The 17,753-nt window shown below is 65.5% G+C and carries 17 protein-coding genes; 9 read left to right on the top strand and 8 right to left on the bottom strand.

Going from position 1 to position 17,753, the window contains the following annotated elements; all coding sequences use genetic code 11:
• Window positions 1-10 precede the first annotated feature (10 nt).
• Complete coding sequence (locus ACAG21_RS09690; RefSeq protein ID WP_370495788.1) at window positions 11-1,864, top strand: CheR family methyltransferase; 1,854 nt, start codon at window positions 11-13, stop codon at window positions 1,862-1,864.
• Here the strand turns inward: ACAG21_RS09690 and ACAG21_RS09685 are convergent.
• Window positions 1,861-2,793, bottom strand: coding sequence for a chemotaxis protein CheB (locus ACAG21_RS09685; RefSeq protein ID WP_370495787.1), 933 nt, complete (start codon window positions 2,791-2,793; stop codon window positions 1,861-1,863). The two genes, ACAG21_RS09690 and ACAG21_RS09685, sit on opposite strands and share 4 nt — an antisense overlap.
• Before the next feature lie 220 nt (window positions 2,794-3,013).
• On the opposite strand from ACAG21_RS09685, the gene ACAG21_RS09680 reads away from it, so the two are divergent.
• The 3 genes from ACAG21_RS09680 (at window position 3,014) to ACAG21_RS09670 (ending at window position 6,060) form a co-directional block, all read left to right on the top strand.
• A complete protein-coding gene (locus ACAG21_RS09680; RefSeq protein WP_370495786.1) occupies window positions 3,014-4,204 on the top strand; it encodes a glycosyltransferase in 1,191 nt (396 codons plus the stop codon).
• 46 nt (window positions 4,205-4,250) lie between these two features.
• A complete protein-coding gene (locus ACAG21_RS09675) occupies window positions 4,251-5,300 on the top strand; it encodes a helix-turn-helix transcriptional regulator (protein WP_370495785.1) in 1,050 nt (349 codons plus the stop codon).
• Window positions 5,301-5,430: 130 nt separating this feature from the next.
• Window positions 5,431-6,060 (top strand): STAS domain-containing protein, encoded by a 630-nt coding sequence (locus ACAG21_RS09670; protein WP_370495784.1) that lies wholly within the window; start codon window positions 5,431-5,433, stop codon window positions 6,058-6,060.
• 14 nt (window positions 6,061-6,074) lie between these two features.
• Here the strand turns inward: ACAG21_RS09670 and ACAG21_RS09665 are convergent, their stop codons facing one another.
• A complete protein-coding gene (locus ACAG21_RS09665) occupies window positions 6,075-7,127 on the bottom strand; it encodes a DNA topoisomerase IB (RefSeq protein WP_370495911.1) in 1,053 nt (350 codons plus the stop codon).
• Window positions 7,128-7,245: 118 nt separating this feature from the next.
• Window positions 7,246-7,644 carry a heme-binding protein gene (locus tag ACAG21_RS09660; protein ID WP_370495783.1) on the bottom strand — a complete coding sequence of 133 codons (399 nt, stop codon included), beginning with the start codon at window positions 7,642-7,644 and terminating at the stop codon, window positions 7,246-7,248.
• 366 nt (window positions 7,645-8,010) lie between these two features.
• Between ACAG21_RS09660 and ACAG21_RS09655 the strand changes: the two genes are divergently transcribed.
• Window positions 8,011-8,445: an SRPBCC family protein gene (locus ACAG21_RS09655; RefSeq protein WP_370495782.1), complete on the top strand. Its 435-nt coding sequence runs from the start codon at window positions 8,011-8,013 to the stop codon at window positions 8,443-8,445.
• A gap of 40 nt (window positions 8,446-8,485) precedes the next feature.
• Here ACAG21_RS09655 and ACAG21_RS09650 read toward each other — a convergent pair whose 3' ends face one another.
• The 3 genes from ACAG21_RS09650 to ACAG21_RS09640 are packed head-to-tail and all read right to left on the bottom strand — an operon-like array spanning window position 8,486 to window position 10,011.
• Entirely contained in the window at window positions 8,486-8,845 is a 360-nt protein-coding gene (locus ACAG21_RS09650) for a hypothetical protein (protein ID WP_370495781.1), read from the bottom strand.
• Between the two features lie 25 nt (window positions 8,846-8,870).
• A complete protein-coding gene (locus tag ACAG21_RS09645) occupies window positions 8,871-9,575 on the bottom strand; it encodes a TetR/AcrR family transcriptional regulator (protein WP_370495780.1) in 705 nt (234 codons plus the stop codon).
• Complete coding sequence (locus tag ACAG21_RS09640) at window positions 9,559-10,011, bottom strand: hypothetical protein (RefSeq protein ID WP_370495779.1); 453 nt, start codon at window positions 10,009-10,011, stop codon at window positions 9,559-9,561. Before ACAG21_RS09640 ends, ACAG21_RS09645 begins: the two co-directional genes overlap by 17 nt.
• A gap of 114 nt (window positions 10,012-10,125) precedes the next feature.
• Here ACAG21_RS09640 and ACAG21_RS09635 point away from each other — a divergent pair, with 114 nt between their 5' ends.
• Window positions 10,126-10,998 (top strand): helix-turn-helix transcriptional regulator, encoded by an 873-nt coding sequence (locus ACAG21_RS09635; protein WP_370495778.1) that lies wholly within the window; start codon window positions 10,126-10,128, stop codon window positions 10,996-10,998.
• A 70-nt stretch (window positions 10,999-11,068) separates the two neighbouring features.
• Here the strand turns inward: ACAG21_RS09635 and ACAG21_RS09630 are convergent, their stop codons facing one another.
• Window positions 11,069-12,454, bottom strand: a complete 1,386-nt coding sequence (locus tag ACAG21_RS09630; protein ID WP_370495777.1) for a flavin monoamine oxidase family protein — start codon at window positions 12,452-12,454, stop codon at window positions 11,069-11,071.
• A 183-nt stretch (window positions 12,455-12,637) separates the two neighbouring features.
• Here ACAG21_RS09630 and ACAG21_RS09625 point away from each other — a divergent pair, with 183 nt between their 5' ends.
• A complete protein-coding gene (locus ACAG21_RS09625; RefSeq protein ID WP_370495776.1) occupies window positions 12,638-13,597 on the top strand; it encodes an alpha/beta fold hydrolase in 960 nt (319 codons plus the stop codon).
• Here ACAG21_RS09625 and ACAG21_RS09620 read toward each other — a convergent pair.
• Window positions 13,592-14,938 carry a flavin monoamine oxidase family protein gene (locus tag ACAG21_RS09620; protein ID WP_370495775.1) on the bottom strand — a complete coding sequence of 449 codons (1,347 nt, stop codon included), beginning with the start codon at window positions 14,936-14,938 and terminating at the stop codon, window positions 13,592-13,594. The two genes, ACAG21_RS09625 and ACAG21_RS09620, sit on opposite strands and share 6 nt — an antisense overlap.
• A gap of 174 nt (window positions 14,939-15,112) precedes the next feature.
• On the opposite strand from ACAG21_RS09620, the gene ACAG21_RS09615 reads away from it, so the two are divergent.
• Window positions 15,113-16,351, top strand: a complete 1,239-nt coding sequence (locus ACAG21_RS09615; RefSeq protein WP_370495910.1) for an MFS transporter — start codon at window positions 15,113-15,115, stop codon at window positions 16,349-16,351.
• Window positions 16,352-16,356: 5 nt separating this feature from the next.
• Window positions 16,357-17,709 (top strand): LLM class flavin-dependent oxidoreductase, encoded by a 1,353-nt coding sequence (locus ACAG21_RS09610; protein ID WP_370495774.1) that lies wholly within the window; start codon window positions 16,357-16,359, stop codon window positions 17,707-17,709.
• Window positions 17,710-17,753 lie beyond the last annotated feature (44 nt).

Here is a 17,753-nt window from a genome sequence, read left to right as displayed (position 1 = left end):
AGGGACTTTCATGGACGACACCACCGATGAGTCGTTTGAAGCCTTGCTGCGCTATCTGCGGGATTCTCGTGGATTCGACTTCACCGGCTACAAGCGAACGTCGTTGATGCGTCGCGTGCGCCATCGGATGGAGCATGCCGGCTACAGCTCCTACGATGAGTACCTCGATGTCTTGCAAGCCAGTTCGGACGAATTCGCATCGCTGTTCAACACCATCTTGATCAACGTCACCGCGTTCTTCCGTGACCCGGAAGCCTGGGAGTTCGTCAGAGACGAGGTCATTCCGCGGCTGCTTGCCGAGCGTGGCCCCACCGACCCGATCCGGGTATGGAGCGCGGGATGTGCGTCCGGACAAGAGGCGTACACGCTGGCCATGCTCTTGGCCGACGCGCTTGGGGCCGACGAATTCCGGCAGCGGGTCAAGATCTACGCGACCGATATCGACGAAGAGGCGCTCGCCGAGGCCCGCGTCGCGTCCTACGATGCCAAAGCGGTCGAGTCGGTTCCGCCGGAGATGTTGGCGCGCTACTTCGATCAGGTCAACGGCCGCTACGTATTTCACAAAGATCTGCGTCGTGCAGTCATTTTGGGCCGTAACGACCTCGTCAAGGATGCGCCGATCTCTCGCGTCGACTTGCTTGTGTGCCGAAACACCCTGATGTATCTCAATGCCGAGACTCAGCGAAATGTGCTGGGCCGCTTACACTTCGCACTTGGTCCGCAAGGCACGTTGTTCCTGGGACACGCCGAGATGTTACTGAGCCACGGCGATCGGTTCACTCCCTTGAACCTGAAGAACCGGATCTTTCGGAAGGCGGCCGGAACCCATGGCGGCGTCGATCGCTACGACCCGGCGGCGGCGTTCTACGAGCGCCACGGCGTGTTGCCGGGCCTGACCACGATGCGCGAGTTGGCGTTTCGTGCCAGCCCGGTGGCGCAGATCGTAGTCACCGGTGAGGACACCGTGGCGATGATCAACCAGCAGGCGGAGAGCGTCTTCGGCTTGTCGGCCCGCGACATCGGCCGCCTGCTGCGTGATCTCGAAGTCTCCTACCGCCCCGTCGAGTTGCGCGCCTACCTCGAGCAGGCGAAAGTCGAGCGGCGGTCGGCGCGGATTCCGGACGTCAAATGGCAGCGGCCGGGTGCCGAGACGGTGTGGTTCGAGATTCACGTCAATCCACTGGTCGACGCCGAAAACGGCCTGCTCGGGGTGTCGATCGTGTTCTTCGACGTCACCGCGACGCGTGCCCTGCTGGACAAGGTGGTGCAGACCAACCGTCAGCTGGAGGCGGCCTACGAGGAGTTGCAGTCCACCAACGAGGAACTCGAGACGACCAACGAGGAACTGCAGTCCACGGTGGAGGAACTCGAGACCACCAATGAGGAATTGCAGTCCACCAACGAAGAACTCGAGACCATGAACGAGGAGCTGCAGTCCACCAACGACGAACTGCACACGATCAACGACACACTGCGGGAACGCAGTCTGGAACTCGACGACGCCAAGAACTTCCTGGATTCTCTGACCAACTCGATGCAGCTGGGCATGGTTGTGGTGGACCGCGAGATGAAGGTGGTGGTGTGGAACCGCGGCTGCGAGGACCTCTGGGGGCTGCGGGCCGATGAGACGACCGGCGCAAGGCTGACTTCGCTGGATATCGGGCTCCCGTTGGAGACCGTCCGGCCATTGATCGGCAACGCGTTCGTCGACCAGGACAGCTTCGGTGAAACCGTGGTGGACGCGGTCAACCGGCGTGGCCGGGCGGCGCGAGTTCGGGTGACGTGCACCTCATTTCGCTCGGGGGATGGGGCCGTCGGAGGGGCATTGCTTCTGATGGAGGTTTTGCGCGAGCAACGACCTTAGTCACCGGTTGCCCGGGCGGCTGCGGCGTGTTTGGCGGCCTGCTGTGCTTGCACGGTGCGACGCAGCGACTCTTCGGCGCGGCGTCGGGCGATAGCCACCGATTGTGCCGTGGCGCCCAGTCCTGCCGCCAGATCCTGACGCCGACGCTGGAGTTCGGCCGCGCGTCGGCGGGCGGCCTCGGCGCGACCGGCCGGGGTATTGGCGGTGCGGTTCGAAGGCAGCTGGGGCAGTCCGCCGCGCGGCAGGCCGGTCACGTCCTCGGTTTCCGTCGCCTCTCTTTGCGCGGCAGTGGCGTCGTCGATACTCGGCAGTGAGTGTGCGCCCTCGGCTTCGTCCGATGGCGAGGGGGGCGGGGCGCCCTCGACGATGCTGGCCAGAACACCGCCGATGGCGTGAATCGGCAAAACCAGATCGGCGCCGGCCTTGGCCGCCGCGATGGGCATCGAGGGATATTCGGCGGTATCCGGGCTCTGTGCGATGGCGAAGGCGCCGGCCCGCTTCATCGCCGCGACTCCTTCGGCTCCATCCCTGCCGGAGCCCGACAACACCACGGCCAGTCCCCGCGGCCCGTACGAGGCGGCCACCGACGCCAGCAAAACGTCGAAGCGGCGCTCGGTGAGCGAATGCATTCTGCGCAGTCGGCAGCAACGCTGCGGTGTCAGTTCCATGTGCATATCCGGCGGGCACACGATCACCTGGCCCGGTTCGACCATTTGTCCATCGCGCGCCCAGCTAACCCGATGAGTGGTGGACCTGTGCAGGATCGTCGGCAGCACGCTGGACTGTCCACCGAGGTGTTGTTGCACGATGACGGCTGCGCCGAAATCCGCCGGCAGGTCATGTAAAACCGTCGACAACGCGTCCAATCCACCTGCCGACGCCAACAACACCACCACTGCGACCCCAGGACGGCGCTCGCCGGTCGTCATGCGGTCCAGTGTCCTCCTCCTCGCACTATCGCCGCAGTCCCCGGCGGCCGCGGTATCCGCGATGCGAAGCGGTTCGGCGGCGGGGCGAAAACGTCGGGACTTACGGGTTTGGTCCGCCATCTACCTGGGTAAGGCCCCCTGTCGCGGGCGCCGCGCCGCTGCGGTGCAGCCTGCGGAGTACTTCGACGCGAGTTCGAACCGGCTACGGAAGGACTTTGTCGTGAAGATCGCGATCGTTATCGGCGACGACTTCGTGGGTGACGATCCAGCGCGCCTCGGCACCGCGCTGACCGTCCTGGGTCACGACGTCACGGTCTACGTGCGACAACGAGATCGGCGTACCGAGCAAAAGCGGCCCGACCGGGGCTATCGCATCGTCTCGGTGCGCGTTGGTCCCGGTGCGGTGCCCTCCGCCGCCGACGTCTTGCCGTTCGTCGGGGATTGGGCGGCCACACTCGAACAGCAGTGGTCCTGCGATCGGCCCGATATCGTGCACGCATTTGGCTGGTTGGGCGGGTTGGCGGCGCAGCTGGCCGCACGACGGAGCGGCCGGCTGACTGTGCAGACTTTCCAGGGCTTCGCTGCGTCGTCGACAACACCTGAGGCCAGCAGCGGTGAAAACGCGGCGCGTGAGCGCCTGGAGCCGCTGTTGGCGCGCAACGCGGGCTGGGCAACCGTCGAGAGCACTTCAGAACTCGAGACGCTGGCCCGATTGCGGCATGGACGGGAGCGGGTGTCGGTTCTCACTGGGGGCATCGACGTCCAGCGCTACACTCCGGTGGGCCCCGCGTTCGACCGTACCGACGTCTATCGCATTCTGTGCTTGGCGTCAAATCCATTGGCGAGCAACGGCTTTGACGTCACAATTCGGGCCTTGCCCCGGGTTCCGGCTGCCGAGATCGTCGTCGCGGAAACCGAGGCGACCAACCGGAGAAACGACGAGGCGCGCGCGAAGCTGAAACGGCTCACCACCGAGTTGGGAGTGGCCGACCGCGTGCGGTTCCTAGGCGCTGTTCCCGGTAGCGAATTGCCGATGTTGTTGCGATCCATCGACGTCCTCGCCTGCACACCGCGCCAGCCGCCTCGGGCGACGGCGGCGTTACAGGCCATGGCGAGCGGAGTCGCCGTAGTCGGCGTGCCCGTCGGTGTGCTCAACGATGTCGTCGTCACCGATGTGACTGGCCATCTGTTGTCGGACGGCAACCCCAAAGAACTGGCGACTGCTTTGAGAACGCTTGCCGCGGAACGGTTTCGCTGTGAGGGCATGGGCGCGGCAGGCAGAAACCGGGCGATGTCCCGGTATACGTGGGATCGGATTGCGCTGGACTCCCTGGGCATTTATGGGAGACTCAGTGCGGGACGCTTGCCGTCGGGACGGCAGGCGAAGGCGATGGAAGAGGTCACCCGGTGACCGATATGCAGTCTTTCGGTGAGTTCACAACACCGACGGCGAAGTCATGACCAGCGTCGCCGAAAAGTCCGTCGACGTATCCGATGGATCGCCCGAACCGCGCAACGCCGACCACGGGGCGGCCCGTGACCCTGGAAAATTGGCACGGCCGACCGCACTTCGGCACGAGCAGTTTCGCACGTTCGACCCGGGCCAGGCGTGTCGCTTCTTTGCCGCCGCCTACACACCGGGTTGGCAAATCATGGGTCTCGACAGAGGATCGGCCGTCACCCACCGGCGTTGCGATACCGGCTCGCTGCATCTCGACGAGGTTCTGATTCAGGGCCGGGTCCGGTGTGAAATTCCCGGGGCGACATCCGTTCTCGTGATCCAACCCCGTGCCGGTTCGTTGTCCACCGCCATAACCTCGCCCGCAGAGCCCGAGTATCCGGTGCTCGTCGCTGACGGTATGCCCTGTGTGCTGCACATCAACTCCGCGCAATTCGATGTCGTAAGCATCGGGGAAGACGTGCTGCGCAAGGTGGCCGCCGGCCATCATGCGCCGTTGCCGCAGCAGATCCGATTCCTGGACTCGCGTCCGCGCTCGCTTGCCGCCGCGCGTGCCTGGCACCGGGCAATGGAGTACGTCACCGCCACCCTGTCGTCGGCGGATACGGCGCAACAACCGTTGATCGCCACGTCGGCGGCCGGCGTAATGGCGACCGCACTGCTCGAGTGCTACCCGTCCACCCTGACCGCGGACAACGACGTGCTGAGCGACCCGCAGGTACCGGAAGCGCTAAAGGACGCTGTTTCATTCATCCACCGAAACGCGGCGAGCGACGTAGGGATCCACGATGTCGCGGCGGCATTGCGTTTGACCCCCAGGGCGGTGCAATACCTCTTCAAACACCAGCTCGACACCACCCCGACGCGATACATGCGGCGCGTCCGGTTACACCGCGCGCATTTGGACCTGTTATCCAGCGACCGTTCCACGACGACGGTCGGCGAGATCGCACAGCGGTGGGGCTTCGTACACACCGGCCGGTTCGCGGTGCAGTACCGGCAGACCTATGGGCAGAGCCCGCATAGCACGTTGAGGCAGTCCGGCTAGCGCCGCGTGATGCGCATCGAATCAACTTCGCTTGAGGGATAACCACCTCGCGCGGCGAACCCGCTGGTATTGGGCAGCTCGAATTGCCGACGGGAAACCCACTGCATAACTTGCCATTCTGATATTGCACATGAGCGTGTGCCGTCATCCGAGCATGCGGGACCCAGGTATTGCCGCTAGGCTTTGGGTCAGGTTGAGTCCACAGCTGCCGACATCTTCGGGGCCACCTGGACATCGTTGTCACCCGCCCTGTCGCCAATCCAATCAAGATGGGCGCAATTACATGACTGCTTTACCTTTTCGACATGCACCAGACTTTCGAGGGCAACCACGCTGCCGCCATCTGATCGATTGTGTTGGCGCGCAATTACATGTGCACGCGCGCAGCTTGGCGACCGTCTTGCGCGTGGACGGTGAAATAGATGCATCCAATGCCGACCTGCTGGGCGAGGCGATTCGCTACTATTCGCAGCTGAAAGCTCCTCTCATCCTGGATCTCAGCCAGCTGGATTTCCTTGGCATGGCTGGATTTCGGACGCTCCTTGTCCTCAACTGCGAACACCGGCGAGCCCGCCTCCACTGGAGCGTGGTCAGCGGCGCACGACTGGACCGTCTCACCCGCGTGGTCCCCAACCACGGTCTACCGCTTGTCGATTCGGTTCCGGAGGGACTTCAGCTCGTCGACGACCGGATACAGTCGCGGCGTCAGTGCCATAGGCGCGCTGCCCGCCAACACGAACCGCAACGGAAAACCGCCTGACGGACTACGCCGTCTTAGGCCGTCTTAGCCAGCGTTGAATGAGACACGTTGTCGCCCTTAGCTACTCGACGAATCAGCATACGAGTTGCCTTCTCGAGTATCTCCTGCGCCGCGTCGGGCCGACGCGCACGTTCGGCTCGCTGCGCCGCCGCCGCGATGGTGAGTCCCTGCTCGTAACCGGCGACGACGCGCGGATCGACGTATGAGCCGCGTGCTACTGCCGCAGTGTTGCCCAAGCCCTCGGCGACCTCTTTCATCACCGCGGCCTCAACGCGTTTGGTCACGCGTTGGGATACGGGCGGGTCGGCATCGACGAACGCGGCGGCAGCCAACACTGTTCCGTGCCACGTGCGCAGGTCCTTGACGGTGAATTCGCCGCCGACGAGCTCTTTGAATCGGGTATTGAGGTCCTCGGCGCGAACATCTGTCCATCCGGATGCGTTGCGGTACATCAGTAATCGATCACCGCTGCCGCGGTGTCGCATCAGCGAGCGCACCGCACGGACCACGTCGGCATCCTCGACCGCAACGGTGCGCTGCACCCCGCTCTTAGCGGGATAGTCGAATTCGATCGCGTCGCGATGCACCGACACGTGCTGACATAACAGCGTGGCAATACCGTAGGACTCGTGTTCGTCGGCGTATTGCTCACCACCGGAGCGGAAATAGCCACGGTCCAGCAGCCGCAGCCCCAGCGCCAGCACGCGATCTCGCGAGGCGCCACGGCCACCGAGATCGGCGACGATGCGTGCGCGGAATTCCGGCAACCGGGTGGACAGGTCCAGGACGCGGTCGAACTTCTCTTCGGCTCGCTCCTGCTGCCACGCGGAATGGTAGAGATACTGGCGGCGTCCCGCCGCGTCGGTGCCGACGGCCTGGATATGTCCGTTGGGATGCGGCGAGATCCACACGTTCTTCCACGCCGGTGGGATCACCAGGTCCTTGATTCGCTGTAGGGCGGCTTCGTCCGTCAGCGAGTCGCCGTCGGGCCCGAGGTAGGTAAAGCCCGTGCCCCGGCGTTTGCGCGCGATTCCCGGGCTGCTGAGTGTGCTTCGGCGCAGCCGCATCATCACCTCCAGTCCCGTGGCTGACTGGAAATTACCCACCCGCGGTGCGGTTGACACCGGTTGAACCGCATATGCAAACGACCCGCCACGGCATTGTGGCGGGTCGTGATGCGCGGAATCAGCCGGCCATGAACTCGTGGTAGGCCGATTCCAGGTTGCCCGGCAGGGCCGACACGTTGCACTGGCGTTCGGTGTCGCCGATCGGCGCCAGGATGCCGCGCAGGTCGTAATACTCCTGCGGGTGCGCGGTGAAGTAGCCGCGCAGGCTGGAGGCGGCCTCTCCCCGTGGCTGTCCGTAGGCAGCGCTGACAACCTGGTTGGCACCGGGGTGCGCGGCGAGATACTGCTCGGCCGCGCCCTGCACCGAGGACACCGTGGCGTTGACACCCGCGGGGCTGCAGTCGGGTGCGGCGGTGGCTGACGGCGCGGCGACGAGGCCCAGGGCCATTCCTCCGAACAGACAGCCGGCGCTCATGCCGGCGACTCGCCGGCTCCCGACGATACTGCTGAAATTCATGATCAGTGTTGTCCTTCGAATCGATCCGAATTGATTCGCGGGGACTCCCGACTCCCCGAAGTCCAAGGTAGCTAAGGATGATGTGGGCAACCTGGCGATCGCGCGTGCAGCTAACGCTTGGATCGACGACAGTTCTCGGCTTGGTCACGCCCAGACAGTCAGTACCCGCACGTCGTGACCAAATCGTGACCAACTGAAGCGGGTACCAGCAAAATCACCTTATGGTTTCTCTAAGGCGCCCAGTGCGGTGTCGTGCGTCACCGCAAAGATGCCTGCCGTTGCCAGCCCGGTACGCGATGCCGCGCGGTACCACCCGCGGCTAGCATGACGTGCGGTCAATGCCGTAACTGCCGGGCGGGAGTTCTGATGGTCGAGATTCACGTGGAACGAACGATCGCCGCGCCAATCGAGCAGGTCTTCGACTGGCTGGCCGACCCCGTCAATCTGGCCGCGGCACCGTTGGTTCTCAAGGGGTATTGGGCCAACGGCGCGCCTGGCCCGGGGCCCGGAGCGCTGCGCGAGGTGATCGGCGTCGGGACCTATTTCCGCGAGGAGTTCACGGCCTATGACCGGCCGCACAGCTACACCTACCTGATCGTGAAGTCGATCCCACCGTTCAAACACGACGGTGGCACCCTGACGTTCACGGCCGCGGGCGACGGGACCCACGTCGACTGGCTGACCAACTACACGCATCCGGCCGCGGCCGGAGGAAAAGTGCTGGAAGCGGTCAGCCGCCGCCTGCTGCGCGGGAGTTTCCTGGCAATCCTGAATGCATGCGCGAAGGCACTCGAGAAGTAGCGTCCGAGTTGCTTGGTAGCGCAAGGCTATCGGGCGCCCATCAATGATGTGGGGCGACCGAGTTGGCCAGCTGTGAGCCGATGACGACCGCGACGATGATCAGGATGAGTGCAGTGGTTGGCCATACCCACATAACCCGCTTGCGCGCCGCCGCGGTGATGACACCACCGATGGCGATGACGGCCGCGACGCCGACGCCGCCCCACGTCACCACGTAGGCCCAATCGAGCGCCGACGTGTCGCACCGGTTGCCGGCGCACGCGTCGGTCGCCATCGCGAAGAAGAAGGAAAACATGATGGTCAGCGCTCCCGCGATGCCGGCGAGCACGAGCATGGTGATCGTGGCGATGGTGTCGGCAGTCGAACGCTGTTTCTGCTGCGGGGGATGATTAGCCGTCATGTATCACCTATGCCCAATCCACGCCTCAGTAATCGCGCGGCAAAGCCGCCACCATCGTCTCTACCTGCGCGCGGTCGAGCGCGACGATGCTGCCGTCCGGTAGCCCGAGCACCCGGTCGGCGGCCACCGCGTGCAATTTGAACCGGGTGGTCAAGACATCGATGGCACGCTGCCTGCTGGGCTCATCGGTCGCGTCGGCGATCTGGATAACGTTGGAGTGCAGGCGCGCGGCCAGGCCTTGAATCATGTCGGCGACGCCCTCGGGGTCGAAGGTGTGAAACGTGCCCTCGGCCACTCCGTCGGAGATCAACCGCGTCAGTAGCGGTTGCGTCAACCGCTCGCTCACCGTGACGATGCGCCCGTAAAGATGCGCGTTCTCGGGCCGTAGCAGCGAGACCATCGCCGCCAGCTGCTCGGGTGTGCCGGTCTGCATCTTGGCGTCAAAGCCGGCCCGCAGCACCGTGTTGAGCCGATCCAGCGCATTGCCGTCGCAGCGCGCGGTCGCCGCTTCGATGGCAGCGAGCTGCGTGTGGGCGCTGCGCTCGGCCAGCGTTGTGATGAGCGCGTCCTTCGATGGAAACCAGTGGTAGAAGGCGCCTTTGGAGACACCGGCGTCGGCGATCAGATCGTTGAGGCTGACGTTCTCGTAACCGCGCGCAACGAACAGTGCCGCAGCGCGATCCAGGATCTCGGCACGGCGTACGTCGGGGTGCTTAACTACCCGCGGCATCCGAATGGTTCCCCACGGTGGGCTTCGCGAGCCAGCCCACGTAGGTCAGGTACAGGCCGACCAATGCGATGGCGCCGAAGATGGCGCGCACTGCCGGAACAGCATTTTCCTGCAGCGACTTGCCGGCCGAGTCGTACACGTCGGGAATCGCCAGGATGAGTATCCCGCGAATGGCCAGAAACCACCCCAGCAGTGAGACCAAAACCGCTGCGACACTTCGCCAATACTGATGAAAGGCGATGATGACGCTGCCCCACATCAGCAGAATCGCCCCAAGGGCCCACTGCCACATAGGATCTCGGCTGAACTCATCCAGCAGAACGGGCATTTGTGAGGTCGCGCGAAACGCGACGATCGACGGCACGATCAGAAAGAACGGTCCGAACGCCCGCGCGAACATCCGGGTACGAAACTGCGATGGATCCGGCTGGCTCATTGCTACCTCCACGGACAGATGTGGAGAACGATAACCGACCATTGGTCGGTATACAAGACCGATGGTCGGTAATGTCGTATGGATGTTTGCCCGCCGGCGGGGTATCCGGCGAAGATGGACGTTGCCAAGGACATCAAGGACTTCCTGATGTCCCGACGGGCGAGGATCACCCCCGAGGCGGTTGGCCTGCCGCCGGGGCGGCGGCGCCGCGTGCCCGGGTTACGGCGTGAGGAAGTGGCTCGGCTGGCCGGCGTGAGCATCGACTACTACACGCAGGTAGAGCGGGGGAATGTGGCCGGTGTCTCCGAAGACGTGCTGCATGCGGTCGCCGGCGCGCTGCAACTCGGTGAGGCAGAGGAAACTCACCTGTTCGACCTGGTTCGCGCCGTCACCAGCAAGGGCGTCCGGACCCGATCGGCACCTTCCGCGGGCCGGACCATCCCGGACGGTGTGCAAACATTGCTGGACAGCATGGTCACTGCGCCGGCGATCGTGATCAACGGCCACCTCGATGTCGTCGCCGCCAACACGCTCGGGCGCGCGCTGTACGCGCCCGTCTTCGCCCGAGCCAGGGCGACACCGAACCTGGCTCGGTTCATGTTTCTCGACTCCGCGGCCGATCAGTTCTTTCCCGAGTGGGGCCGCGAAGCCGACGACGTCGTTTCACTGCTGCGGGCCGAAGCGGCGCGTGCCCCCGATTCACCGGCCATCACCGACCTGGTCGGTGAGCTCGGGTTGCGCAGCGAGCCATTCCGCACGAGTTGGGCGGCGCACAACGTCAAGGCACATCGCCAGGGTCTCAAGCGATTCCGGCATTCCGAGGTCGGTGAACTGGCGCTGACCTACAACGTCTTCGACATCGCCGGTGTCGGTGGGCTGTCGTTGATCGGCTATACAGCCGAACCCGGTTCGCCTTCTGATGAGGCCCTGCGACTGCTCGCCGGCTCGACGGCGACCGGGCGCGATTCCAATGCGGCGTCCACTTAGCTGCGATCGCAAGGGGAAGCGAGGTGACCGATTGCATGCTGGAAACTGTTGAACGCCTTGATGTTTCGCGCTAGCTCTTAAGCCGGCTCATCAGCTGGTCGGCGGCGTAGCGTCCGCTGGCTACGGCGCCGATAACGGTGGACGGATTTTTGGTGTCGGCAGCCTCACCCGCCAGGTAAAGCCGGTCAGTGATCGGCTCCCGCAGGCGGCGGCGGTCGTCGAGCCCGGAACCGGGCGCGTGGAATGAGTAGCTGCCCCGCGCATACGGGTCGGTGCTCCAATTCGAGGTCCGGACTTCCATTGGCGCGACGTCGTCGCCGAACAGCTGGCGAGCGATCGGCAGCGCCCGGGCCGTCACGTCGGCGGCCGAGGACGCCTCCACCGCGCGCCCGCGTTCGCCGGCATTGAAGGCCACCACGATCGGTCCGGCGCTGTTAGACAGGGTGAACCACTGCGCCCACGCGCCCGGGTCGGTACCCATGAAGAGGTAGAACGCGTTGTCCGTCTTCCACGTTCGCCGGTTGAACCGGAAGAAGGTCTTCGACAGCACGCCGAATCCCAGGGCGTTCACGGCGCGAGCATGTCCGTCGGGGAGCGGGGGGTCGAAGGCGATCGCACCGGCTTTAAGCACTCCGAGGGGGACGGTGACGATTGCGGCGGGGCCTTCGAAGGATTGGTTTCCGGCGTGCACGGTGACGGTGCTGTCGCGACGGGTGATCGCGGTGACCGGCGTGCGCAGGACGATCGGAAGTCCGTCGGCCAGCAGCTTCGGCAGGGCGTCGTAGCCGTTCGTGATGACGGCCTGGTCGCCGTCGGCGTAGTCGCCGGTGTCAAATGTGGTGGCGGAGAGCTGGTCTGCGCCGGCCGCGTATTCGTCCTCGATCTCGGTGGCGACAAAGAATGCCAGCTGGGTGCGATCCGTTTCCGAAAGCTCCGCGCGTTTGGCCGCGGCGTCGACGGCGGCGCCGAGGCTTCCGCCGGTGACGCGGTCGCAGGCCCGTTCGACGAACTGGCGCCAGGAGTCGGCGTCGTAGTCCGTTGCGGGCAACCGGCGATCCACCGCGAGCTTCGCCCAGCCGTAGTAGTCGGTCGGGATGACCTCGGCGTGCGCGCTGTGAGCCAGTTCCATCATCGGGTCGCTGGCCGTGCCGTGGATCCAGGACGCGCCCATCTCGATCGGCACACCCCAGTCGCGGTTGGTATAGACACGACCGCCGATGCGGTCGCGGGCTTCGATCAGGCGCACCGGCCAGCCCGCGTCGACCAGGCGGCGCGCGGCGGCCAAGCCCGCCATGCCGGCACCCACGATCAGGATCGACCCGGTGTCCGGCTTGATCTCCGGCGGCGGGGGTGGTGGTGACACCGAATGTTCACCCGATGCACAGGCAGCCAGCAGCCCGCCAGTGACCGCGCTCATCGTTGCTGTGAGCACCGCCCGACGGGACATCGGGGACATGACAGTTAGCCTCTCACACCGTAACCGGCGTTGTACCGGGGTTTGCCAGTTAGCGACGAATTGTGTGCTGTGATCCGGGCGCGCGGGTTTCGCCGAAATTGCATAGTTGGACGTCCGTGCCGTTATAGGATCGCAGCATCCAGAGTGCGGCGACGAGGCCGTGTTCGACGGGGGGAGCTGGCGATGGGTGCTCGGCGAACGACACGTGTGATTGACCCGCTGCCCGACCCATTGCCGTCGAGCCGCACGCTGACCGTCCGCGCAATCGACGGCACCCCGCTGCACGCGGAGGTCTTCGGGCCGCCGGACGGCTACCCGATCGTGCTGACTCACGGCATCACCTGTGCGATCCGGGCGTGGGCCTACCAGATCGCGGAGTTGGCCACCGAATACCGGGTGATCGCGTTCGACCACCGCGGCCACGGCCGAAGCGGAGTTCCGCGCCGCGGCGGATACAGCCTGAAACACCTTGCGTCCGATCTGGATTGCGTGTTGGAGGCAACGTTGGCGCCACACGAGCGCGCCGTCATCGCCGGGCACTCCATGGGCGGGATCACGATCGCCGCGTGGTCGGCCCGCTACCGCCACAAGGTCCACCGGCGCGCCGATGCCGTGGCGTTGATCAACACGACCACTGGCGACCTGGTGCGCCAGGTCAAGCTGTTCTCGGTGCCGGGGCAGCTGTCGGCGGCGCGTTCGCTCGCCGCGCGCGGCTTGATCAATGTGTTCGGTGGGGTCCCGATTCCGAGTCCGGCGCTGCTGGCCACTCGCAGCCTGATCGCGATGCTCGCGGTCGGTCGGGACGCCGACCCGAGCGCCGCCGCACTCATCCACGACCTGTTCGCGCGGACACCAGCCGCCGGGCGGGGCGGTTGCACGAGGATGCTCGTCGGATCCCTGGGGTCGCGGTACCTCGACCTGACCGGGTTGACGGTGCCGACCCTGGTCATCGGCAGCGAAGACGACCGCCTGACGCCGATCGCCGCTTCCCGCGAGATCGCCCGCACCGCGCCCAACGTGGTTGGCCTGGTCGAGCTGCCCGGCGGTCACTGCTCGATGCTGGAGCACCACCGCGAGGTCACCGGCCAGCTGCGGTCACTGGCCGAATCCATCACCCTGCCGGTCGCCCGGATCAGCTCATAGCCGGGCGGTGATCTCCGCGGCCGCTCGCAGACCGGACCGGACCGCGCCGTCGAAGAACCCGGTCCACTCGTCGGCGGTCTCGGTGCCTGCCCAGTGAATCGGTCCGACCGGTTCGCGTAGCCAGCGACCGAACCGCGTCCACGACCCCGGCGGTACCGCCGCGGTCGGCCCACCAGGAGCGAATTCCTCGGTACCCCAACGATAATCCGCATAGTCGAGCGGCTTGAGCGCCTCCTCGCCGAACAGCGACGCGAAGCAGCGCAAGGCGTCGCGGCGGCGTTGGTCGGTGGGCAGTGAATCGAACGCCCGGGAGTCGACAAAGCCCAGCAGGATTCCCGGCCCGTCGGCCTGCGGGCTGACGTCGAAGGTGATGAACACCGGTCCCTTATCGGAGAGCGCCTGTCCCGAGAGTCCGTTGGCGCGCCAGAACGGCGTCGAATATGCCGCGAAAGCCTTGCTGAGCCGGCCCTGCGGCCACTGCTCGACCAGCTGCTGGTACTCGACGGGTAGCGGGGGAGTGAACTCGATGGCCCCGCGATGAGCCGGCGGGATCGCGACTATGACGAACCCGGCGTCGGCCGTACCAGCATCGGAGGTGACCGTCACACCCGAACCGTGCCGTTCGATGCGGTGCACCGGGGCATTGAGCACGACCCGTGCGCCCAGTTCGTCGGCCGCCGACTGGGCGATTTGCTGGGTGCCGCCCGGGAAATGGTCCTGCTGGGCGCCGTCCTCGGTGTCGAGCATCCGGTCCAGACCGCCCGCGGCCCGGATGTAGCGCGCGGCGTGCAGCATCGACACGTCTTCGAGTTCGCATCCCCAACTCACCCGGGCCATGATGGCCATCAGGTCGCGCGACGAGGCGCTGGCGCGCACCGAACGCAACCACTGCCCGAACGACACCTCATCGAGTTGGCGGGCGCGCTGTGCCCGCCACGGGGCGTCGACCGGAATGCTGCGCGCAATTCTTTCGAATTGCCAACGCAGACGGGCGATGTCGAGCAACCCCGTCAGCGAAAGCTTGGGGATGGTGCCGTGGTAGGAACGTGTCCAGCCGCGCCAGTGGATGACGTTCTTGCCGTCGTGATAGGTAGGCGTGGTCGGGATCTGAAGCTCGGCCGCCAACGCCAGCACGGCGTCTTGGGTGGGGCCGACGAACGCGCCGCCCATATCCGCCGGCAATCCCGCGACGCTACCGGTGAACGCGCGCCCGCCGACCCGGTCGCGACCCTCGAACACCACCACGTCGTGACCCTGTCGCGTCAGCTCCCGCGCTGCGGTGAGGCCGGCGAAGCCCGCGCCGACCACCACAACATCGACAGTCCACGACGGCATCGTCACACCTCCTAGTCAACCGCATGGTGACAAGCGCGCGGTAGAGGACGTTCGCATCACGGCGATGGCAACCGTATGCCCGCGGCCGCGAACTGCCTAATCTGCGATCACGTGATCGCCACTGAGCCGGCCGCTACGGCCAATACCAGACCACAGCTGCGAACCGTAGCTCTGGGCAGCATGATCGGCACCACGATCGAGTGGTACGACTTCTACCTCTACGCGACAGCGTCCGCGCTCGTGTTCAAACCGCTTTTCTTTCCTCATGTTTCGTCGACAGCCGGGACCTTGGCCTCCTTCGCCACCTACGCGGCCGGGTTCGGCGCCAGACCGATCGGTGCCGTGATTTCGGGTCACTTCGGGGACCGGTTGGGGCGCAAGGCCGTTCTGGTAGCCGCCTTGCTGACGATGGGGCTTGTCACCACCGCGATCGGGCTGCTGCCGACCTACGCCGCGGTGGGGTTGATCGCACCGGCATTGCTGGCCGCGTTACGGGTGCTGCAAGGACTCGCGGTGGGTGCCGAATGGGGAGGTGCGGCCGTGCTCTCGGTTGAGCACGCACCGCCGGGGCGCCGCGGACTGTTCGGCAGCTTCACCCAGCTCGGTTCCCCGGCCGGCATGTTGCTGGCGACGTCAATCTTCTTTTTAACGCGCAAGGTGTGCGGCGCGGACACGTTCCTGGCTTTCGGATGGCGGATACCCTTTCTATTCAGCGCCGTTCTGGTGGGGATCGGGCTGTTCATCCGGTTGCGGCTCAGTGACGCCGCCATTTTCGAGCGTCTTAAAGAGCGCGACGAGCTCTCGACGTTGCCGGTGTTGGAGGTGCTGCGCAGCCAACCCCGTAATGTGTTGATCACCACCGGGTTACGGATGTCTCAAATTGCACTCTTTGTGTTGCTGACCACGTATTCACTTACCTACCTGCAGGATTCGTTCGGCAAGGGCAGCGGCGTCGGATTGATCGCGGTGCTGATATCGTCGGCACTCGGATTGCTCAGCACACCGGGCTGGGCACTGCTGTCCGATCGAATCGGTCGCCGGCCCCCGTATCTGTTCGGCGCGCTCGCCGGGGTGGTGGCGCTGGCGTTGTTCTTCGTCGCCGCCGCAAGCGGGTCGGCCATCGCGGTGGTGCTCGCAATCGTGTTCGGCATCAACGTTGTTCACGACGCGATGTACGGCCCGCAGGCCGCCTGGTTCGCCGAACTCTTCGACACCCGGCTGCGTTACAGTGGGTCGTCGCTGGGTTATCAGATTGGAGCCGTGCTGTCGGGAGGCTTCGCGCCGCTGATCGCGGCGGCTCTGCTGGTGGCCGGTGGCGGTAGACCCTGGCTGATCGTGGGGTATTTCGCGGTGCTGGCGGCTATCACGGTTGTCGCGGCCTACGCGGCACGGGAAACGTACGGGGACCAAATCGAGTGAGCACGATGAACAGGATCTACCTCAATGCCTTCGACATGGCCTGTGTCGGGCACCAGTCGGCGGGGCTGTGGCGTCACCCCGAGGACCGGGGTTATCGGTATCGCGAACTCGGCTACTGGACCGAACTGGCCACCATCCTGGAGGCCGGCGGATTCGACGCGTTGTTTCTCGCCGACGTGCTCGGCGTCTACGACGTGTACGGCGGGTCTCGCGATGCCGCGGTGCGAGACGCCGCACAGTTTCCGGTCAACGACCCGACCGCCGCCGTTTCGGTGATGGCGGCGGTGACCGAGACGCTTGGTTTCGGGATCACGTTGTCGCTGACCTACGAGCAGCCCTACGCGCTGGCACGCAGGTTGTCGACACTGGATCACCTCACCGGCGGACGGGTGGCGTGGAACATCGTGACGTCGTACCTGGACAGTGCGGCACGCAATCTCGGCCTCGACGCCCAGATCCCGCATGACCAGCGCTATGAGATCGCCGATGAGTACCTCGAAGTCTGCTACAAACTCTGGGAAGCGTCGTGGGAGGCCGACGCGGTGGTGCGCGATCCGGTGCGCGGCGTGTTCACCGATCCGGCCAAGGTGCACGACATCGAGCACAAGGGCCGCTATTTCACGGTTCCGGGACCGTTTCTGTGCGAACCGTCTCCGCAGCGCACTCCGGTGCTGTTCCAGGCCGGCGCCTCGCCGCGCGGTGTCCAATTCGCCGCCGCCAACGCCGAGGCCGCGTTCATCTCCGGCCCGACACCCCAAATCGTGCGCGGCCCGGTGCGGGCGCTACGCGAGACCGCGGCCGGGCTGGGCCGGGATCCGCGTTCGATCAAGGTCTTCACCATGGTGACCCCGATCGTCGCCGAGACGCGCGAGCGAGCCCTGGCGAAGTTAAGTGGATATCGTCAATACGTCAGCACGACAGGCGCTTTGGCGCTCTTTGGCGGCTGGACCGGGGTGGACCTGGCCGAGCTGGGTGACGACGACCCGCTGCGTTACAGCGAGACCGACGCCAACCGGTCCGCCCTGGCCTCCTTCACCACCGACGAGCGCACCTGGACGGCAAGGGAACTCGCCGAGGAGATCGGCATCGGCGGGCGCGGGCCGCTGCTGGTGGGCTCACCCGGCGAGGTCGCCGACGAACTCGAGCGCTGGGTCGAGGAGGCCGACGTCGACGGGTTCAACCTCGCCTACGTGACGACGCCGGGCACCTTCGTGGACTTCGCCAAACTGGTTGTGCCCGAACTGCGTCGCCGCGGGCGGGTGCCGGAGCAGGTGACGCGTTGCACGCTGCGGGAGCGGTTGGGCGGCAAGGGACCGCTGCTGGCTGCCGACCACCCGGGCGCGGCGTACCGCCGCTGAACCTTTCCCGCCCGACGTCGAGTTGTCGGGCGGATATGCCCAAG

Origin of the sequence: Mycobacterium sp. pR1184, from assembly GCF_041287235.1 — a bacterium.
Classification (GTDB): Bacteria; Actinomycetota; Actinomycetes; order Mycobacteriales; family Mycobacteriaceae; genus Mycobacterium.
Note: the sequence above shows the minus strand (reverse complement) of the source record. Positions and strands in the feature narration are given on the sequence as shown.

Excerpts from the sequence above, each read along its gene's own strand:
- ACAG21_RS09625 (WP_370495776.1), top strand. The coding sequence starts at position 12,638 with ATGGGTGCTCGGCGAACGACACGTGTGATTGACCCGCTGCCCGACCCA.
- ACAG21_RS09640 (WP_370495779.1), bottom strand. The coding sequence starts at position 10,011 with ATGAGCCAGCCGGATCCATCGCAGTTTCGTACCCGGATGTTCGCGCGG.
- ACAG21_RS09615 (WP_370495910.1), top strand. The coding sequence starts at position 15,113 with ATGATCGGCACCACGATCGAGTGGTACGACTTCTACCTCTACGCGACA.
- ACAG21_RS09645 (WP_370495780.1), bottom strand. The coding sequence starts at position 9,575 with ATGCCGCGGGTAGTTAAGCACCCCGACGTACGCCGTGCCGAGATCCTG.
- ACAG21_RS09650 (WP_370495781.1), bottom strand. The coding sequence starts at position 8,845 with ATGACGGCTAATCATCCCCCGCAGCAGAAACAGCGTTCGACTGCCGAC.
- ACAG21_RS09670 (WP_370495784.1), top strand. The coding sequence starts at position 5,431 with ATGAGCGTGTGCCGTCATCCGAGCATGCGGGACCCAGGTATTGCCGCT.
- ACAG21_RS09655 (WP_370495782.1), top strand. The coding sequence starts at position 8,011 with ATGGTCGAGATTCACGTGGAACGAACGATCGCCGCGCCAATCGAGCAG.
- ACAG21_RS09660 (WP_370495783.1), bottom strand. The coding sequence starts at position 7,644 with ATGAATTTCAGCAGTATCGTCGGGAGCCGGCGAGTCGCCGGCATGAGC.
- ACAG21_RS09685 (WP_370495787.1), bottom strand. The coding sequence starts at position 2,793 with ATGACGACCGGCGAGCGCCGTCCTGGGGTCGCAGTGGTGGTGTTGTTG.
- ACAG21_RS09675 (WP_370495785.1), top strand. The coding sequence starts at position 4,251 with ATGACCAGCGTCGCCGAAAAGTCCGTCGACGTATCCGATGGATCGCCC.
- ACAG21_RS09635 (WP_370495778.1), top strand. The coding sequence starts at position 10,126 with ATGGACGTTGCCAAGGACATCAAGGACTTCCTGATGTCCCGACGGGCG.
- ACAG21_RS09690 (WP_370495788.1), top strand. The coding sequence starts at position 11 with ATGGACGACACCACCGATGAGTCGTTTGAAGCCTTGCTGCGCTATCTG.
- ACAG21_RS09630 (WP_370495777.1), bottom strand. The coding sequence starts at position 12,454 with ATGTCCCCGATGTCCCGTCGGGCGGTGCTCACAGCAACGATGAGCGCG.
- ACAG21_RS09665 (WP_370495911.1), bottom strand. The coding sequence starts at position 7,127 with ATGCGGCTGCGCCGAAGCACACTCAGCAGCCCGGGAATCGCGCGCAAA.
- ACAG21_RS09610 (WP_370495774.1), top strand. The coding sequence starts at position 16,357 with ATGAACAGGATCTACCTCAATGCCTTCGACATGGCCTGTGTCGGGCAC.